Below are 18,514 nucleotides of genomic sequence, written 5' to 3'. Positions count from 1 at the left end.
TGGACGCTGAGCAGTGTGTTAACCATCATGGAGAAACCTGTAATGCCCAGCCCACTGCGCCCGGATCAACGACGGTTTCCCCTGCACGTCCATATCAGCGTGATGTTCACTCTCCTGCTGTTGCTGACTGGCGTGGTGCTGGGCATTTTCAACTACCGGCAAACCACACAAATCATTCTTTCCAGCAGTGAAAAGCTCTTCAACCGCATCGAGCAGGACGTCCGTCTCGACCTGCACGCCACCTATGAGCCGATTCGCCATCTGCTGACCCTGCTGGCGGAATACCCGGCGACCCAGGCACCAGATCTTGCGCAACGCCTGGCGCTGCTCAAACCCTTCAGCCAGTCGCTCAAGGACAACCCCGACCTGGCCTCGCTGTATCTGGGCTACGGCAACGGTGATTTCTTCATGGTTCGACCCTTGCGAACCCCCGACCTGAAAACGCTCCTCAAGGCACCGGACACTGCGGCTTATCAGGTGTGGAGCATTGAGCGAACAGGCAACAGCGGTCAGGTCCGCTCCCAATCATTGTTTTTCGATCAAGATCTGGCCCTCATCAGTCGCCGGGACAACCCCGACGAAACCTACGATCTGCGAACCCGCGCCTGGTATGCCAACGCCCGTAACGACAGGGATCAGATCACCACCGAACCCTACCTCTTTTTCTCCACCCGCAATGTCGGCACTACCCTGGCCCGGCGCAGTGGCGAACAGGCCATCATGGGGGCCGATCTGACCTTGGCGGAACTCTCCGCAACCCTGGCCAAACATGTCGTGACCCCCAATACCGAAATCGTGCTGTTCGATGCCGAAGGGAATGCCATCGCGTATCCCGACAGCAGCAAACTGATCATCGACGATCAGACTGCCCGCCTGATCAAAGCCGCCGACCTGAGCCCCAGCCTCGGCGCATTGCTCAACAGTCCCCCCGAAGGTAACCGCCTGGATGTCGCCGGTCGTCAATGGATCGTTGCCCGCAGCAGCATGCAGGAAGGCGGCCCCCAGGGATTGCAACTGGCGCTGCTGGTGCCGGAAGATGAATTGCTCGTCGATGCCTACCGCATGCGCTGGCAAGGTGCGTTGATTACCCTGGCCACGCTGTTGCTGTGCCTGCCGCTGGGTTGGCTAACCTCGCGGATTCTGGTTAAACCCCTGCGCGCGCTGGTGCGGGAGGCCAATGCGGTTCGCAGTTTCGACTTCAACTTTCCGGCCTCACGTCGCTCCCCGGTGCTCGAAGTCGACCAACTGAGCGTGTCGATGACGCGCATGAAAGACACTCTGGCGAGTTTTTTCCAGATCACCGACAGCCTGAGCGCCGAGACCCGCTTCGCACCCTTGCTCGAACGGGTGTTGTTTGAAACCGTCAAAATCGGCCAGGCCCAGGCCGGTCTGATCTACCTGCGCGAACGTGATGGCGATCGCATGGAGCCCCATGGTCTGGTGATCAACGGCACCTCACAGGCCCTGCCGTCATTTGATCTTCAAGGACACGAACTTCAGGCTCCGCAAAGCCCTGCATGGCTACAGCAGCTGTCGAATGCCGACAACATCGTCACCACGCTGGGTTTCGAACAGGCCGGGGATTTGCAGAAAGTGTTGCTTGCATTGGAGTGCCCCCGCGTTCACCTGATCGGTATTCGGCTGCACAATCGTCATAACGAAACCGTGGGCCTGCTGATTCTTCTGTTGGCCGATACCGGCAACCAGAGCGATCTGGAAAAACTTCGTCCCGACCGCATCGCGTTCCTCCAGGCCGTGTCCGGCGCGGCTGCCGTGAGTATTGAAAGTCAGCGTCTGCAAGCCAAACAAAAACAACTGCTGGATTCCTTCATTCAACTTCTGGCGGGTGCGATAGACGCCAAAAGCCCCTACACCGGCGGTCACTGCCAGCGAGTGCCGGCGCTGACCCTGATGCTCGCTCAAGCTGCCGCTGCCAGCCAGGACCCGGCCTTCAGTGGCTATCAACCCACCGAAGATGAATGGGAAGCGCTGCACATCGCCGCCTGGCTGCACGACTGCGGCAAGGTCACCACCCCGGAATACGTGGTCGATAAAGCCACGAAGCTGGAAACGCTTAACGACCGTATTCACGAAATCCGCACCCGCTTCGAAGTACTCAAACGCGATGCCTGGATCAGCTATTGGCAAGCCATGGCCCTGGGCGGTAACGAGCAGCACCTGGCCGAACTGCGCAACGCCACGCTGGCGGGGCTGGACGATGATTTCGGGTTTATTGCCCGATGCAACCTGGGTGGCGAGGCGATGGCCGAGTCCGACCTGCAACGCCTGCGCAGCATCGCCCAACGTACCTGGACCCGAACCCTGGATGACCGGCTGGGTGTTTCCTGGGAAGAGAACCGGCGTCAGGCGCGGACCCCGGCACCGACACTGCCGGTCAGCGAACCATTGCTGGCGGACAAACCCGAGCACCTGTTCAAACGGCCCGAAGCCGAACTGATTCCGGAGGACAATCCCTGGGGGTTCAAACTCGATGTGCCGCCCTACAAGTACAACCGGGGCGAGCTCTACAACCTGAGCATTGCCCGAGGCACCCTGACCCGCGAGGAGCGTTACATCATCAATCACCACATGGTGCAGACGATTCTGATGCTCAGCCACCTGCCCTTCCCCGGCCACCTCACCAACGTCGCGGAGATCGCCGGCGGCCACCATGAGAAAATGGACGGCACCGGGTATCCCAAACAGTTGAAGCGCGAAGAAATGAGCCTGCCGGCGCGGATGATGGCGATTGCCGATATTTTCGAAGCGCTGACCGCCGCCGATCGCCCCTACAAGAAAGCCAAGTCGTTGAGCGAAGCGCTGGGCATCATGGCCACCATGTGCCGGGATGCCCACATCGATCCTGAGTTGTTCGGGCTGTTCATCAACGCGCAAATCTACTTGCAGTACGCCGATCGATTCCTCGACCCCCAACAGATCGATGCGGTGGATCCGACAAGCCTGCTGGTCAAGGCAGGCTTGAGGGGATGATCAGCAGTCGGTCAGGCGCAGGAAAATCGCCGCCAATTGCTCGATACCGGCCTGATCTTCAGCGGTAAAACGCGCCAGTTTCGGGCTGTCGAGGTCCAGCACGCCAATCAATCGACCGTCCTTGACGAGTGGCACCACCAGTTCGCTGTTCGACGCGCTATCGCAAGCGATGTGTCCCGGGAACGCGTGCACGTCCTCGACCAACTGGGTCTGCAAGGTCGCCGCCGCAGCCCCGCACACGCCCCGACCGAATGGAATCCGCACGCAGGCGATTTGTCCTTGAAAAGGACCGAGTACCAGTTCTTCATTGCGATTGAGGTAAAACCCGGCCCAGTTCAGGTCATCGAGCTGGTTGTACAGGAACGCCGAGAACTGCGCGGCGTTAGCGATGAAATCCCGCTCGTCCGCCAGCAATGACTCCAATTGCGCCCACAGCATGCCGTAGCCTTCGAGGCCCTGGCCGCTCTTCTGTAAATCGATCATGCCTTGTGCTCCAACAGCTTCAGCCCGACCCAATAGCGGGCAAATTGATACGCGCAACGTCCGTTGCGATTCCCCCGGCCCGTGGCCCAGCGAACCGCGAGGATGTCCAGGTCTTCGTCTCGCTGCCACTTAAGGCCCGCCTTGTCGGCCAGTTGACCGATCCAGTGTTCGACGACGTTGAGGAAGTGTTCCTGGGTAAACGGGTAGAACGACAGCCACAATCCGAAACGGTCAGACAGCGCAATCTTGTCTTCCACCGCCTCGCTGGGATGGAGTTCGCCGTCGACCCTTTTCCAGTTTTCGTTATCGCTTTCCTTTTCCGGCACCAGGTGGCGACGGTTGGAAGTGGCGTACAGCAAAACGTTATCCGGCGCCTGTTCGAGAGAACCGTCGAGCACGCTCTTGAGCACGCGATAGTCGCCTTCGCCCGACTCGAACGACAGGTCATCGCAGAACAGCACGAAACGCTGGGGCAGCTTGGCGATCTGTTCGACCACTCGCGGCAAGTCCGCCAGGTGATCGCGTTCGATCTCGATCAGGCGCAAACCTGCTTTGGCGTGTTCGGCCAGCAAGGCGCGAATCAGCGACGATTTACCAGTGCCGCGCGAGCCCCAGAGCAACGCGTGGTTGGCCGGCATGCCATCGAGAAACTGCTGAGTATTTCGCCCCAGTTGCTCCAGTTGCCGGTCGACACCGATCAGATCGGACAAACGCATGTCGAGGCTGACTTCCAGCGGCAACAGAAACCCGCTGCGCCCCTCGCGTTGCCAGCGCGCGGCAAGGCAATGATTCCAGTCGATCGCTTGCCGAGGGGCGGGCAGCAGCGGTTCGATACGGGCCAAAACGGCATCGGCGCGTTCAAGAAAAGCATTTAATCGGGAATCCACGTCTTCTCCTCGGGCACGTTCACAGTAATGATGGCGATACAGCGACGAAACACAGCGTTCGGTGTCCGGTTCATCCCTTTGCACAAGGGCTCGTGAGAACATCGGTATCCATGCATGATCGACTATGCTTGAGCAGCGAAGGGAAACGGAAGTGGTTCGACACCCCATGGATATCAAGTTCACCAACCGGCTGTCCTACAAGCAAGCCAGGCTTACCGTGCTGGTCGGTTTCATTCTGGGCACGCTGCTCAGTCTGCTGCAAATAGGCATCGATTATGCCAGTGAAGACGCCTCCATCAATCGCGAAATCCTGTCTTTGCTGGAAATCAGCCATAACCCCGCGTCCCGTATCGCCTACAACATCGACGCCGAACTCGCTCAGGAACTGACCCTGGGCCTGTTGCGCTCGCCGGCGATCATCGGCGCGCAATTGACCGACAACAACAATAACGTGCTGGCCAACGTCAAACGCCCAGGCGTGCAAAGCAGTTATCGGGTAATCAGCGACTTCCTGTTCGGCGCCGACCGGCAGTTCGAAGACCGTCTCTACCTGGATCACTTGCCGGCCGAATCCCTCGGCACCCTGCACCTGGACGTCGACACCTATTCATTCGGCAGCCGGTTCCTGCGCCGGGCCGAGGTGACGCTGCTCAACGGCTTCGCCCGCAGCCTGCTGCTGACCGGCATCCTGCTGGCGCTGTTCTATGTGATGCTGACCAAGCCATTGGTGCGGGTCATCCGTGAGCTCAGCGGTCGCGACCCGCGCAGCACGGAGTCGACGTCGCTGGAATGTCCCACGGGCCATGAAAACGATGAAATCGGTGTACTGGTCGAGGTTGCCAATCAACAATTCGAAAACATCGCTACCGAAATCCAGCAGCGACGCAACGCCGAAAACCGCCTGACCGACTACCTCGGGCAACTGGAAAACATCGTCTCGGCCCGCACTGCGGAACTCAAGGCGATCAATTCCCGGCTCAGCCAATCCAATCAGGAGCTGGAAGTCGCCCGCAGTACCGCCCTGGACATGGCCGAAGCACGCTCGGTGTTCCTGGCCAACATGAGCCACGAGATCCGCACCCCGCTCAATGGCCTGCTGGGGATGATCGCGCTGTCCCTGGACGGCCCGCTCAATGCCGAGCAACAGCAACAGCTGTCCATCGCCCATGACTCGGGCAAAGTACTGGTGGAATTGCTCAACGATATTCTCGATCTGTCGAAGTTCGATGCCGGCCAACTTGAGCTCGAACATATTCCGTTCGACCTAGGCTCGTTGATCGAGGACACCGCCAACCTGCTATCGCAAAACGCCGCGCCGAGTGTCGAGCTGAGCTGCCTGATCGACCCGCACTTTCCGGCCCTGGTGCTCGGGGATCCGACCCGGGTCCGACAGATCGTCAGCAACCTCTTGTCCAACGCCCTCAAGTTCACCCGTTTCGGTCGGGTCGATGTGCGCCTGTCGACATTCGAGGACGGCGTCAGAATCGAAGTCTGCGACACTGGCATTGGTATTGCCCAGGACGCCCAGGTCAAGATCTTCCAGCCCTTCACGCAGGCGGGTGCCGGCATTACCCGGCAATTCGGCGGGACCGGGTTGGGCCTGGCATTGACCTACAACCTCTGCGAAGCCATGCAAGGGCGCCTCACCATCAGCTCGGAAGTTGGCTTCGGCAGCCAGTTCTGTGCGGATCTGCCGTTGCCCAGCCACACCCGCGCCCTTGCCCCGGCCTCTTTACAGGGTAAGGTCATCGCAATCACCGCCGCCAGCAGCGGTCTGGCAGAACTGCTGAACAGTGTGTTGCCCGGCTGGGGGCTCGACTATGAGCAGCGTTCCCTCGATGACTCGTTGCTGGGCCTGAACCCGGATGTACTGATTACCGATTGCCCCGAATGCCTGTTTGGCCTGCGCCCTTCGTGTACAGCCCCCATTCTGCTGGTCACCGCTTACGGCAGTTTCATGCCCAGCGAAGAAGCCATCGCCCTGGCCCCTTTGCAACAACAGGCGCGACCTCTGGCGCGCAACGCGCTGTACCAGACACTGCGGAGAGTCTTGCAACCGGAACTCAACACGATCAACGGTGCCCGGCTCGACATCCTCTCCCCACAACGACGCGCACGCGTGCTGCTGGTGGAAGACAATCCGGTCAACCAATTGGTGGCCAGGGGAATGCTTGGAAAACTTGGCTGCGAAGTCATTGTCGCCGGTCACGGCGGCGAGGCTCTGGATCATCTTGAACAGAGCGAATTCGATCTGGTGCTGATGGACTGCAACATGCCGGTGATGGACGGTTACGAGGCCAGTCGACAAATCCGTCGCAGCGGACGCTGGCCACAACTGCCCATCGTCGCCCTGACCGCCAACGCCATGTCCGAAGAGCGCGAGCGCTGTCGTGCGGCAGGCATGAGCGATTACCTGGCAAAACCCTTCCGCCGGGAAGAATTGGCTGCCCTGCTGGACTTGTGGATTCCGACTACGACAGTGCTTTGATTTGCCCCAGCAGGTGATCGAGGCCATCGCGCAGATCGTTCAGGCGATTCAGATCAACGCCGCTATCGCATAACAGACGGGCCTTGAGCGGCCCGACCTGATCGCGCAAGGCCTTGCCAGTGGGCGACAGGCTCAAGTGCACTTCACGTTCATCCCGCGCCGAGCGCTGACGCTGAACCAGTTGCAGTTGCTCAAGACGCTTGAGCAACGGTGTCAGCGTGCCGGAATCCAGCGCCAGGCGTTCGCCCAACGCTTTGACCGTCGGTTGCTCGGGGGCTGCCTCCTGCCATTCCCACAACACCAGCATCGCCAGGTATTGCGGGTAGGTCAGGCCGAGCTGATCGAGCATCGGCTTGTAGGCGCGGATCACCGCCCGGGAAGCGGCGTACAGCTTGAAGCACAGTTGACTGTCAAGCTTCAGGGAATCGACTGACAAGGTGTTCATTTGAGCAGGGCTTCGATCTCGCGGGTCAGGTCCTGCGGTTTGGTCGCGGGAGCGAAGCGCTTGACCAACTGGCCATCCTTGCCGATCAGAAACTTGGTGAAGTTCCACTTGATGCCCTGGGAACCCAGCACACCCGGCGCGCGTTTTTTCAGTTGAACGAACAGCGGATGGGCACCGGCGCCATTGACTTCAATCTTTTTGAACAGCGGAAAACTGACGCCGAAGTTCAACTCGCAGAACTCGGAAATCGCCCCTTCGTTGCCCGGCTCTTGCTTGCCGAACTGATTGCACGGAAAGCCCAGCACCACCAGACCTTGATCCTTGTAGGTCTGCCACAACTCTTCAAGGCCTTTGTACTGCGGGGTGAAGCCGCATTTGCTCGCGGTATTGACCACCAACACGGCCTTGCCGGCGAAATCAGCCAGGGTCTTTTGCTCACCCTTGATGGTGGTGCAAGGGATGCTCAACAGGTTGTCGCTCATGGTTCTGACTCTAAATGAAGGAAGACAGGCCAAACATAGCGAGCAATTGAATTGTGTGCAATTTAATAAATCAATCTGACGGATTGGGGCACGATAATCCCTGTAGGAGTACGGCTTGCCGGCGATGACGTCCTTGAGATCGCCATCGCGAGCAAGCTCGGCTCCTACAGGGCACGGCTTGCCGGCGATGGCGTCCTTGAAATCGCCATCGTCGGATCGCCGCCCGGAGCAAGCTCGGCTCCTACGGGGCTCGCATTACGAGCGCGGTACCAGGTCCAGGCACACCGAGTTGATGCAGTAACGCAGGCCGGTCGGCGGCGGACCGTCCGGGAACACGTGGCCCAGGTGCGCATCGCATTTGGCACAGACCACTTCGGTGCGGATCATGCCGTGGCTGACGTCACGGATCTCGACCATGGCGCTGTCACCGATCGGTGCGTAGAAGCTCGGCCAGCCGCATCCGGAGTCGAATTTGGTTTTGGAGTCGAACAGTGGCTCGTTGCAGCAGATGCAGTGGTAAATGCCGTCGACCTTGCTGTCGTTGTATTTGCCGGAGAACGGCCGTTCGGTGCCCTTGAGGCGGCAAACGTTGTACTGCTCCGGATCGAGCATCGCCCGCCATTCTTCCAGGGTTTTTTCCAACTTTTCCATCATCACACCTCAGCAGCTGAAAAAGCCCGATCTGTACCTTTTCCACGGATCGGGCGGCACGTATGATTGCGCCTCGTCAAACGCCAGTCTGGCAGCCAGACCACGCGCATTCAAACGGATTTATGGGTGCTGCCTCTCAAGGCGTCAGGCCTGTGTGAATACGCAGGATTCCCAGTACGGTCGTTCATACGCCGCCTGGATCGTTCATTTTCGGGAACACATCGCCATGCAGGTCAGCAAATCGAACAAGCTCGCCAACGTCTGCTACGACATTCGCGGCCCAGTGCTCAAGCACGCCAAACGCCTGGAAGAGGAAGGCCATCGCATCCTCAAGCTGAACATCGGCAACCCGGCGCCTTTTGGTTTCGAAGCGCCGGATGAAATCCTCCAGGACGTCATCCGCAACCTGCCGACCGCCCAGGGCTACAGCGACTCCAAGGGCCTGTTCAGCGCCCGCAAGGCCGTCATGCAGTACTACCAGCAAAAGCAGGTAGAAGGCGTCGGCATTGAAGACATCTATTTGGGTAACGGCGTTTCCGAGCTGATCGTGATGTCGATGCAGGCCCTGCTCAACAACGGCGACGAAGTGCTGGTACCGGCTCCAGACTATCCGCTGTGGACCGCTGCGGTGAGCCTGTCGGGCGGCAACCCGGTGCATTACCTGTGCGACGAGCAGGCCAACTGGTGGCCGGATCTGGCCGACATCAAGGCCAAGATCACCCCGAACACCAAAGCACTGGTGATCATCAACCCGAACAACCCGACGGGCGCGGTGTATTCGAAAGAAGTCCTGCTGGGCATGCTGGAACTGGCCCGTCAGCACAACCTCGTGGTTTTTTCCGACGAGATCTACGACAAGATTCTGTACGACGATGCCGTGCACATCTGCACGGCGTCCCTGGCGCCAGACCTGCTGTGCCTGACGTTCAACGGTCTGTCCAAGTCTTATCGCGTCGCCGGTTTCCGTTCCGGCTGGATCGCCATTTCCGGCCCGAAACACCACGCCCAAAGCTACATCGAAGGCATCGACATGCTGGCGAACATGCGCCTGTGTGCCAACGTGCCCAGCCAGCATGCGATCCAGACGGCGCTCGGTGGCTATCAGAGCATCAACGATCTGGTGCTGCCGCAGGGTCGCCTGCTGGAACAGCGCAACCGTACCTGGGAACTGCTTAACGACATTCCCGGCGTGAGCTGCGTCAAGCCAATGGGCGCGCTGTATGCGTTCCCACGGATAGACCCGAAAGTCTGCCCGATCCATAACGACGAGAAATTCGTGCTCGACCTGCTACTGTCGGAGAAGCTGCTGGTGGTTCAAGGCACCGCCTTCAACTGGCCATGGCCGGATCACTTCCGTGTGGTGACCCTGCCGCGCGTGGACGACCTGGACATGGCCATCGGACGTATTGGCAACTTCCTCAAGTCCTATCGCCAGTAACCTGCCGGTCACCGTGCGACGCTTGCGCAAGTCGCACGGTGATTGATTCAGCAACATATCTTTGCGCCCTGCCGAACATCGCTTCTTCAATCGCTGACTGATGACTCGTTGAGTGCTCGCGTCTAACAACGGCGGGGCTTACGACGTTAATTGGCTGACAAACGCTTCCCGCATCGACGTCGGAAATGCCCTTCAAGCAGCTAGACTGTTGCCGTAGGACACAGTTTGAAATAGTCACCCGGTTGAATAGCCCGGGTCAGCACCTTATATACCCCGCAGTACGCTACATCTTTAGCATGAGGAGATTTCTACAACCATGATGCGCATCCTGCTGTTTTTGGCCACTAACCTGGCGGTCGTGCTGATTGCCAGCATCACCCTGAGCCTTTTCGGCTTCAACGGGTTCATGGCGGCCAACGGGGTTGATCTCAACCTCAATCAGCTGCTGATTTTCTGTGCGGTCTTTGGTTTCGCCGGCTCGCTGTTCTCGCTGTTCATCTCCAAGTGGATGGCGAAGATGAGCACCAGCACCCAAATCATCAGCCAGCCGCGCACACGTCACGAGCAATGGCTGCTGCAAACCGTCGAGCAATTGTCCCGGGAAGCCGGGATCAAGATGCCCGAAGTCGGTATTTTCCCGGCCTACGAGGCGAATGCCTTTGCCACCGGCTGGAACAAGAACGACGCGTTGGTCGCGGTCAGCCAAGGGCTGCTTGAGCGTTTCTCGCCAGATGAAGTGAAAGCCGTTCTGGCCCACGAAATCGGCCACGTGGCCAATGGCGACATGGTCACCCTGGCATTGGTCCAGGGCGTGGTGAACACCTTCGTGATGTTCTTTGCACGGATCATCGGCAACTTTGTCGACAAGGTGATCTTCAAGAACGAAGAAGGCCAGGGCATCGCCTACTACGTGGCGACCATTTTCGCCGAACTGGTCCTGGGCATTCTGGCCAGCGCCATCGTCATGTGGTTCTCGCGTAAACGCGAATTCCGTGCCGACGAAGCCGGTGCACGTCTGGCCGGCACCGCCGCAATGATCGGCGCCCTGCAACGCCTGCGTGCGGAACAGGGTCTGCCGGTGCACATGCCGGACACCCTGACGGCTTTCGGCATCAACGGTGGCATCAAACAGGGGTTCGCCCGCATGTTCATGAGCCACCCGCCACTGGAAGAGCGCATTGACGCGTTGCGTCGTCGGGGCTGAGAGGTTCCGCACTAACAGAAAAGGCCCGCAGTGATGCGGGCCTTTTTTTGTCTGCTTGATTGTTGCGGGTGTTCTTCAGGGCCCTTTCGCGAGCAGGCTCGCTCCCACAGGGGAATGCATTTCAATGTGGGAGCGAGCCTGCTCGCGAAGAGGCCAGCACAAACAACATCAATTACTGAGTAGCAACCCGATAAATCCGCTCTTCAAGCCGCGTAACACCGCTTTCCAGGAACTTCCAGCTCTCGCCCAGAACGTCCTGGTCCTCCAGAATCTTCAACTCCCAGGTCGCCCCGAACAACCGTTGCACTTCGTCATCCAGCACTGCAAAGGGCGGTCCGTCCATTTGCGACTGATCGTAATCCAGGGTAATCAACAGCCCCAGCGAATCCTTCGGCACAATCCGCTTCAGATGCTCGGCGTACTCCTCACGCATTGTCGGCGGCAAGGCGATCAACGCAGCGCGGTCGTACAGCGCACTGCAATCGGCGACATCGCCGGCCGTCAACGCGAAGAAATCACCACACCAGATCTCGATCGAGCCCGCCCGATAGACAGTGAAGGGGCCTTGGTCGCTGACGTCCGGATCAAATTGATGCTCGTGGAAAAAGTCTTCCACCGCTTTTTCCGACAACTCGACGCCCAATACCTCGTGACCGCATTTCGCCAGCCACAGCAGATCCAGGCTTTTCCCACATAACGGCACCAGTACGCGCGCGCCCTCTTCCAGGCCCAGCTGCGGCCAGTACCGTTGCAGATATGGATTTACTTCCGGCAGGTGAAAGCCGATCTGATTCGACGTCCACCGCTTGTGCCAAAACTCCGGCTGCATAATTAATCCCGAAAATTCGATCAAAAGACCCTAAAACTTATATTAGATTTAGATCAATGATCTGACTGAAGATGATGCCATCTTACCCCTCAGGAGCTCATTCATGTTCCCCAGCCTGTACATATCCCATGGCTCGCCCATGTTGGCACTGGAACCGGGCGCCAGCGGGCCTGCACTCGCTCGCCTGGCCGCAGAATTGCCGAAACCCAAAGCCATCGTAATTGTTTCTGCGCATTGGGAAAGCAATGAGTTGCGGGTCAGCGGCAATCCCCAGCCTGAAACCTGGCATGACTTCGGCGGCTTTCCGCAAGCGTTGTTCGACGTGCAATACCCGGCACCCGGCGATCCACAATTGGCCGCTGAGGTAGTCGAACTGCTGAAGGCCAACGGACTTCCTGCCGCCATCGACGCTAAGCGGCCGTTCGACCACGGGGTTTGGGTGCCGCTGTCATTGATGTATCCACAAGCCGATATCCCTGTGGTGCAAGTTTCGCTGCCCACCCGCGGCGGCCCGGCCCTGCAAACCCGAGTCGGTAATGCCCTGGCCAGTCTGCGCGAACACGGCGTGCTGCTGATCGGTTCCGGCAGCATCACCCATAACCTGCGCGAACTGGACTGGCACGCAGGCACCGAAAGCGTCGAACCCTGGGCCCAGGCATTTCGTGACTGGATGATCGAAAAACTCGCTGCCAACGACGAAACCGCGTTGCACGACTACCGCCAGCAAGCACCGAATGCCGTGCGCAACCATCCGAGTGATGAACATTTGTTGCCTTTGTATTTTGCCCGCGGTGCCGGAGGAAACTTCAGCGTGACGCACAAGGGATTCACCATGGGAGCCTTGGGCATGGACATTTATCGCTTCGGATAAGCTCAACCTGTGGCGGCCAGGCTCAGACCACATCAACCCCGACATGAATCGCATCGTGCCGCCAAAACTCCAGATCACAATCGATCAACCGCTCATGCTGATCGTAATTGACCCGAACGATGCGCAACCCCGGACTCCCCACCGACACCCGTAAAGCCGCCGCCGCATCCACCGACAACGCCGTCGGCACAATCTCGAAACGCACCCGCCCATAGTGCAAGTCGTAATGTCGCGCATACAGCTCGGTAATCGACTGATTTAAATCGAAATCCAGAATCCCCGGAAAAAACTGCGGATTCAAATAGTGCTCCACATACAACACCAGCCGCTCATCAATCCGTCGAGCCCGGCAAATCTGAATCACGCTCGACAACGCCGGCAACTGCAACCAGGCACAGACCGCCGCCGACGCCGGTTGCAACCGCGCTGAAATCACCTCGGTGGACGGCACACGCCCCTGTGCACTGACCATCGCGTGAAAGTGACTGCGCTGCATCAGGTTGTATGCCAGGCGCGGTGGCGACACGAACCAGCCACGGCGCTCCTCCCGATAAATCTGCCCCTGGGCCTCCAACTGCAACAACGCTTCACGCACGGTGATCCGCGTGGTACCGAACAACTCACTGAGCTTGCGCTCGGCCGGCAGCTTGCTCCCGGGCGCCAACAGGCCATGGTCGAGCTGTTCTTGCAGAACCTGCCCGATGGCTGTCACCGCTTTGGTTGTCTCGATGCGCATCAACGTTACCTATCTGGACTAGACCAGCACTGTTTCGGGGCGGAACCGCGATTCAAATCGATTCCATTAACTCCCTGCAAGCCTAGGCACTGGTTATGACTGGCAGATGACAAAGTTGCCGAACGGTTGAGCCAGACGCCTGCAAAATCACGGCCAAGTCCTTTCATATCAGCCCTTTAGCCATGGTCTACGCTTAGCTGGACGCCTGAGCCTCACAGCGCAAAAAACATAGGCCGACCGATCGTCGACATCAAAATGTCATCAGGGGCGCCTAAATTGGCTCAGGTATTGCTGACCTAGACCAACACAACCGCAATCGCAGCGTTGAAAACGCCCAAAGGAGCTTCGGATGAAAAAGCTTTTCCTGGCATCACTGTTAGGCTCGACCATTGCCATGTGCACTGCCGCCATGGCCGCTGACACCGACTTGAAAACGCTGGAAGCCGCTGCGAAAGCGGAAGGTGAGGTCAACAGTGTCGGCATGCCCGACAACTGGGCCAACTGGAAAGGCACCTGGGATGACCTGGCCAAGAACTACGGCTTGAAGCACATCGACACCGACATGAGCTCGGCCCAGGAAATCGCCAAGTTCAAAGCTGAAAAAGACAACGCCAGCGCCGACATCGGCGACGTCGGTGCAGCCTTTGGCCCGATTGCAATCAAGCAAGAGGTTTCGCAGCCTTACAAGCCGAGCACCTGGGATCAGGTTCCAGACTGGGCAAAAGACAAAGATGGCCATTGGGCTCTGGCCTACACCGGTTCCATTGCGTTCATCATCAACAACAAACTGCTGCACGGCTCTGACGCCCCCAAAAGCTGGGCTGATCTTGAGAAAGGCAAGTACAAGGTCACCATCGGTGACGTGAGCACTTCCGCCCAGGCTATCAACGGCGTGCTGGCAGCGGCGCTCTCCAAGGGCGGCGACGAAAAAAACATTGAACCAGGCCTGCTGTTCTTCGCCGAACTCGCCAAACAAAAACGTCTATCGATGACGGACCCAACGATTGCCAGCATGGAAAAGGGTGAAGTCGAAGTCGGCGTGGTCTGGGACTTCAACGGCCTGAGCTACAAGGCCAAGATGGTGAATCCGGATGACTACACCGTCGTGATTCCATCCGATGGCTCGGTGATCTCCGGTTACACCACCATCATCAACAAATACGCCAAGCACCCGAACGCCGCCAAACTGGCGCGCGAGTACATCTTCAGCGATGCAGGCCAGACCAATCTGGCGCGCGGCAACGCTCGTCCTATCCGTGCCGATCACCTGACCCTGCCGGCTGATGTACAGGCCAACCTGTTGCCTAATGAGCAGTACAAGCACGTAACGCCGATCAAGGACGCCGACGCCTGGGAGAAGACTTCGAAGTCCGTTCCTCAGAAGTGGCAGGAAGTAGTCATCATCGAGATGCAGTGACGCTGCAACCCTTGTAGGAGCAAGGCTTGCCCGCGATGGCTTCACCTCGGTCACCAGACAGACCGAGTTGCCCGCATCGCGAGCAAGCTTTGCTCCTACAGGTATTTCGAATTTCTGTTTTGCGGAGTTCCAGCCCCTATGAAGCACAACGTCATCCTTGTCGTGCTCGACGGCCTCAATTACGAGGTCGCCCGACACGCCATGGGGCACCTGCAGGCTTACGTTGGCGCAGGACGCGCGGCGCTCTACAAACTGGAGTGCGAACTGCCGGCCCTGTCCCGACCGCTTTACGAATGCATCCTGACCGGCGTCCCGCCGATCGACAGTGGCATCGTCCATAACAATGTCTCGCGCCTGTCCAACCAGCGCAGCATCTATCACTACGCCACCGACGCAGGCCTGAAAACCGCCGCCGCGGCCTATCACTGGGTCAGCGAGCTGTATAACAACTCGCCCTTCGTTGCCGCACGGGATCGTCACACCGACAACCCCGACCTGCCGATCCAGCACGGTCATTTCTACTGGAACGATCACTACCCCGACTCGCACCTGTTCGCCGACGCCGAAAGTCTGCGCCTGCGTCATGCGCCGAATTTTTTACTGGTCCACCCCATGAACATCGACGACGCCGGGCACAAGCACGGCCTCGACACCCCGCAATACCGCAACAGCGCCCGTTCGGCCGACATTATTCTGGCCGACTATCTGCAAACCTGGCTCGACGCCGGCTATCAGGTGCTGGTGACCGCCGACCACGGCATGAACAACGACCGCTCCCACAACGGCCTGCTGCCGGAAGAACGCGAAGTGCCGCTGTTCGTCCTCGGCGATGCCTTCAGCTTCAACACCAGCGCCGCACCGAAACAGACTGAAATCTGCGGCACCGTCTGCGAGATGCTGGGTGTGGTCCACGACAAACCAGTCTGCCGGGAGCTCCTCAAGTGAATGCCATGACTCGCGGAAAATGGCTGGCGGCGCTGTGCCTGGTGCCCTTCACGCTGTTCTTTATCGTATTCGAGATCGCCCCGTTGAGCTGGGTGATGATCAACAGCCTGCAATCGGAAGAGTTCGGCTGGGGCATCGCCAACTTCACCAAAATATTCAACTCGAAGTTCTATCTGCAGGCGATCCAGCTCAGTCTCGAGATCAGCTTCTGGTCCAGCGTGTTCGGGATCATCATCGCGGTGCTCGGCGCCTATTCCCTGCGCCGGGTCGACTCGAAACTGCGCAACTTCGTCAACGCCTTCGCCAACATGACCAGCAACTTTTCCGGCGTGCCTTTGGCCTTCGCGTTCATCATTCTGCTGGGTTTCAACGGCAGCTTCACCCTCATGCTCAAGCAGGCCGGGATCATTCAGGACTTCAACCTGTATTCGAAAACCGGGCTGATCATTCTCTACACCTACTTCCAGATTCCATTGGGCGTGTTGCTCCTCTACCCGGCCTTCGACGCCCTGCGTGAAGACTGGCGTGAGTCCGCCGAATTGCTCGGCGCCAACGGCTGGCAGTTCTGGCGCCACATCGGTTTACCGGTGCTGACGCCTGCGCTGCTTGGCACCTTCGTGATCCTGCTGGCCAACGCCCTCGGCGCGTACGCCACGGTGTACGCCCTGACTACCGGCAACTTCAACGTGCTGCCAATCCGCATCGCGGCGATGGTTTCCGGCGACATCTCCCTGGACCCGAACATGGCCAGCGCCCTGGCCGTGGTGCTGGTGGCGTTGATGACCCTGGTGACCATCGTGCATCAGCTGCTGTTGAAGAGGAGCTACCATGTCTCGCGCTGAATTGGGCCCCGTCGGTGTCTATCACCGGGTCGTGGTGTACCTGCTTTTTGCCATTCTGCTATTACCGCTGATTGGAACGCTGATTTACTCGATCTCCACCAGTTGGTCGGCAACTATTTTGCCCAGTGGCTTCACTATCAAATGGTATGCGCAGCTGTGGAGTGATCCGCGATTTCTGCATGCGTTCGGTCAATCGCTTCTGGTCTGCGTCGGCGCGCTGATTTTGTCGGTAGTTTTGGTTCTGCCGTTGCTGTTTGTGGTGCATTACCACTTCCCGAAACTCGATGTACTGATGAACATTCTGATCCTGTTGCCCTTCGCGGTGCCGCCGGTGGTGTCGTCGGTGGGCCTGTTGCAGCTCTACGGTTCGGGGCCGTTCGCGATGGTCGGGACGCCGTGGATTCTGATCGGTTGCTACTTCACCGTGGCGCTGCCGTTCATGTACCGGGCAATCACCAACAACCTGCAAGCGATCAACCTGCGCGACCTGATGGACGCCTCGCAACTGCTCGGCGCCAGCACCTGGCAAGCGGCGTTACTGGTGGTGCTGCCAAACCTGCGCAAAGGTTTGATGGTGGCGTTGCTGCTGTCGTTCTCGTTCCTGTTCGGTGAGTTCGTGTTCGCCAACATTCTCGTGGGAACCCGCTACGAAACCCTTCAGGTCTACCTCAACAACATGCGCAACAGCAGCGGCCACTTCACCAGTGCGCTGGTGATTTCCTACTTCTTCTTTGTGCTGGTTCTGACCTGGGCTGCCAATATTTTGAACAAGGACAAAAGCGAATGAGCTATGTCAGCGTCCAACATCTTCAAAAAAATTACGCGGGCACGACCGTGTTCAGCGACATTAACTGTGAAATCCAGAAGGGTGAATTCGTCACCCTCCTCGGCCCGTCTGGTTGCGGCAAGTCGACGCTGCTGCGCTGCATCGCCGGCCTGACCTCAGTGGATGGCGGCAAGATCCTGCTCGATGGCGCCGACCTCGTTCCGTTGAGCCCGCAGAAACGCGGGATCGGCATGGTGTTCCAAAGCTACGCGCTGTTTCCGAACATGACCGTTGAGCAGAATGTCGCCTTTGGTTTGCGCATGCAGAAGGTCAACGCAGACGACAGCCATAAGCGTGTTGCCGAAGTACTGAAACTGGTGGAACTCAACGACTTCGCCGCGCGTTATCCGCATCAACTGTCCGGCGGCCAATGCCAGCGAGTCGCCCTCGCCCGCTCGTTGGTGACCCGGCCACGTCTGTTGTTGCTGGATGAACCGCTGTCGGCCCTCGATGCGCGGATTCGCAAGCACTTGCGCGAACAGATCCGTCAGATCCAGCGCGAACTCGGCTTGACCACGATCTTCGTCACTCACGATCAGGAAGAAGCCCTGACCATGTCCGACCGGATTTTCTTGATGAATCAGGGAAAGATCGTACAAAGCGGCGACGCCCAGACCCTTTACACCGCGCCCATCGATTTCTTTGCCGCAGGTTTCATCGGCAACTACAACCTGCTGGACGCGGACAGCGCCACAAAACTGCTGCAGCGACCGATTACCCACCGCATTGCGATTCGCCCGGAAGCCATCGAGCTGAGCCTCAACGGCGAACTCGACGCGCAAATCCGCAGCCACAGCCTGTTGGGCAACGTGATTCGCTACCGGGTCGAAGCCCGGGGCGTGGAACTGGTGGTGGATGTGCTGAACCGCTCGGCGGCCGATCTGCATCCCGATGGTCAGCGTCTCGCGCTTTCCATCGATCCAACGGCACTGTGTGAGGTAGCCTGATGACTTTGCTGATGTTGAAGAGAGAATCGCAC

17 protein-coding genes are annotated in these 18,514 nt (G+C 58.7%); 10 read left to right on the top strand and 7 right to left on the bottom strand.

Annotation, left to right across the window (positions count from 1 at the left end; translation table 11 throughout):
• The first annotated feature begins 42 nt into the window (after positions 1 to 42).
• Entirely contained in the window at positions 43 to 2,991 is a 2,949-nt protein-coding gene (locus ACYZTW_RS09150; protein WP_462004590.1) for an HD domain-containing phosphohydrolase, read from the top strand.
• Here ACYZTW_RS09150 and ACYZTW_RS09145 read toward each other — a convergent pair whose 3' ends face one another.
• Entirely contained in the window at positions 2,992 to 3,474 is a 483-nt protein-coding gene (locus ACYZTW_RS09145; protein ID WP_046054403.1) for a GAF domain-containing protein, read from the bottom strand.
• A complete protein-coding gene (locus ACYZTW_RS09140) occupies positions 3,471 to 4,361 on the bottom strand; it encodes an ATP-binding protein (RefSeq protein WP_462004589.1) in 891 nt (296 codons plus the stop codon). Before ACYZTW_RS09140 ends, ACYZTW_RS09145 begins: the two co-directional genes overlap by 4 nt.
• 166 nt (positions 4,362 to 4,527) lie before the next feature.
• On the opposite strand from ACYZTW_RS09140, the gene ACYZTW_RS09135 reads away from it, so the two are divergent.
• Positions 4,528 to 6,849 carry a hybrid sensor histidine kinase/response regulator gene (locus ACYZTW_RS09135; RefSeq protein ID WP_462004588.1) on the top strand — a complete coding sequence of 774 codons (2,322 nt, stop codon included), beginning with the start codon at positions 4,528 to 4,530 and terminating at the stop codon, positions 6,847 to 6,849.
• On the opposite strand, the gene ACYZTW_RS09130 is transcribed toward ACYZTW_RS09135, so the two are convergent.
• The 3 genes from ACYZTW_RS09130 to msrB all read right to left on the bottom strand — a co-directional run bounded on the left by ACYZTW_RS09130 (position 6,833) and on the right by msrB (position 8,427).
• Positions 6,833 to 7,294, bottom strand: a complete 462-nt coding sequence (locus ACYZTW_RS09130) for a MarR family winged helix-turn-helix transcriptional regulator (RefSeq protein WP_462004587.1) — start codon at positions 7,292 to 7,294, stop codon at positions 6,833 to 6,835. The two genes, ACYZTW_RS09135 and ACYZTW_RS09130, sit on opposite strands and share 17 nt — an antisense overlap.
• Positions 7,291 to 7,776: a glutathione peroxidase gene (locus tag ACYZTW_RS09125; RefSeq protein ID WP_008002671.1), complete on the bottom strand. Its 486-nt coding sequence runs from the start codon at positions 7,774 to 7,776 to the stop codon at positions 7,291 to 7,293. Before ACYZTW_RS09125 ends, ACYZTW_RS09130 begins: the two co-directional genes overlap by 4 nt.
• 255 nt (positions 7,777 to 8,031) lie before the next feature.
• Complete coding sequence (gene msrB, locus ACYZTW_RS09120) at positions 8,032 to 8,427, bottom strand: peptide-methionine (R)-S-oxide reductase MsrB (RefSeq protein WP_461960795.1); 396 nt, start codon at positions 8,425 to 8,427, stop codon at positions 8,032 to 8,034.
• 226 nt (positions 8,428 to 8,653) lie between these two features.
• Here msrB and ACYZTW_RS09115 point away from each other — a divergent pair, with 226 nt between their 5' ends.
• Together ACYZTW_RS09115 and htpX are read left to right on the top strand one after the other, a co-directional pair.
• Complete coding sequence (locus ACYZTW_RS09115; protein WP_008030363.1) at positions 8,654 to 9,865, top strand: pyridoxal phosphate-dependent aminotransferase; 1,212 nt, start codon at positions 8,654 to 8,656, stop codon at positions 9,863 to 9,865.
• Positions 9,866 to 10,181: 316 nt separating this feature from the next.
• A complete protein-coding gene (gene htpX, locus ACYZTW_RS09110; protein ID WP_008145865.1) occupies positions 10,182 to 11,069 on the top strand; it encodes a protease HtpX in 888 nt (295 codons plus the stop codon).
• A gap of 172 nt (positions 11,070 to 11,241) precedes the next feature.
• Here htpX and ACYZTW_RS09105 read toward each other — a convergent pair whose 3' ends face one another.
• Positions 11,242 to 11,898 (bottom strand): thiopurine S-methyltransferase, encoded by a 657-nt coding sequence (locus ACYZTW_RS09105; RefSeq protein ID WP_462004586.1) that lies wholly within the window; start codon positions 11,896 to 11,898, stop codon positions 11,242 to 11,244.
• Positions 11,899 to 12,001: 103 nt separating this feature from the next.
• Between ACYZTW_RS09105 and ACYZTW_RS09100 the strand changes: the two genes are divergently transcribed.
• Positions 12,002 to 12,769: a DODA-type extradiol aromatic ring-opening family dioxygenase gene (locus ACYZTW_RS09100; RefSeq protein WP_462004585.1), complete on the top strand. Its 768-nt coding sequence runs from the start codon at positions 12,002 to 12,004 to the stop codon at positions 12,767 to 12,769.
• Between the two features lie 22 nt (positions 12,770 to 12,791).
• Here ACYZTW_RS09100 and ACYZTW_RS09095 read toward each other — a convergent pair whose 3' ends face one another.
• Complete coding sequence (locus ACYZTW_RS09095) at positions 12,792 to 13,505, bottom strand: UTRA domain-containing protein (protein ID WP_462004584.1); 714 nt, start codon at positions 13,503 to 13,505, stop codon at positions 12,792 to 12,794.
• A gap of 349 nt (positions 13,506 to 13,854) precedes the next feature.
• Here ACYZTW_RS09095 and ACYZTW_RS09090 point away from each other — a divergent pair, with 349 nt between their 5' ends.
• From ACYZTW_RS09090 to ACYZTW_RS09070, 5 genes are all read left to right on the top strand, one after another.
• Positions 13,855 to 14,922, top strand: coding sequence for an ABC transporter substrate-binding protein (locus ACYZTW_RS09090; RefSeq protein ID WP_462004583.1), 1,068 nt, complete (start codon positions 13,855 to 13,857; stop codon positions 14,920 to 14,922).
• 138 nt (positions 14,923 to 15,060) lie between these two features.
• Complete coding sequence (locus ACYZTW_RS09085) at positions 15,061 to 15,867, top strand: alkaline phosphatase family protein (protein WP_462004582.1); 807 nt, start codon at positions 15,061 to 15,063, stop codon at positions 15,865 to 15,867.
• A 5-nt stretch (positions 15,868 to 15,872) separates the two neighbouring features.
• On the top strand, positions 15,873 to 16,709 hold the full coding sequence (locus ACYZTW_RS09080; protein ID WP_462005727.1) for an ABC transporter permease: 837 nt from the start codon (positions 15,873 to 15,875) through the stop codon (positions 16,707 to 16,709).
• Positions 16,696 to 17,496 (top strand): ABC transporter permease, encoded by an 801-nt coding sequence (locus ACYZTW_RS09075; protein WP_462004581.1) that lies wholly within the window; start codon positions 16,696 to 16,698, stop codon positions 17,494 to 17,496. The genes ACYZTW_RS09080 and ACYZTW_RS09075 overlap by 14 nt, the downstream gene beginning before the upstream one ends.
• Positions 17,493 to 18,482 (top strand): ABC transporter ATP-binding protein, encoded by a 990-nt coding sequence (locus tag ACYZTW_RS09070; RefSeq protein ID WP_462004580.1) that lies wholly within the window; start codon positions 17,493 to 17,495, stop codon positions 18,480 to 18,482. Before ACYZTW_RS09075 ends, ACYZTW_RS09070 begins: the two co-directional genes overlap by 4 nt.
• Positions 18,483 to 18,514 lie beyond the last annotated feature (32 nt).

It is taken from the genome of Pseudomonas sp. LB3P25 (assembly GCF_054897985.1).
The sequence above is the reverse complement of the archived record's forward strand: the minus strand, read 5'-3'. Positions and strand labels throughout refer to the sequence as shown.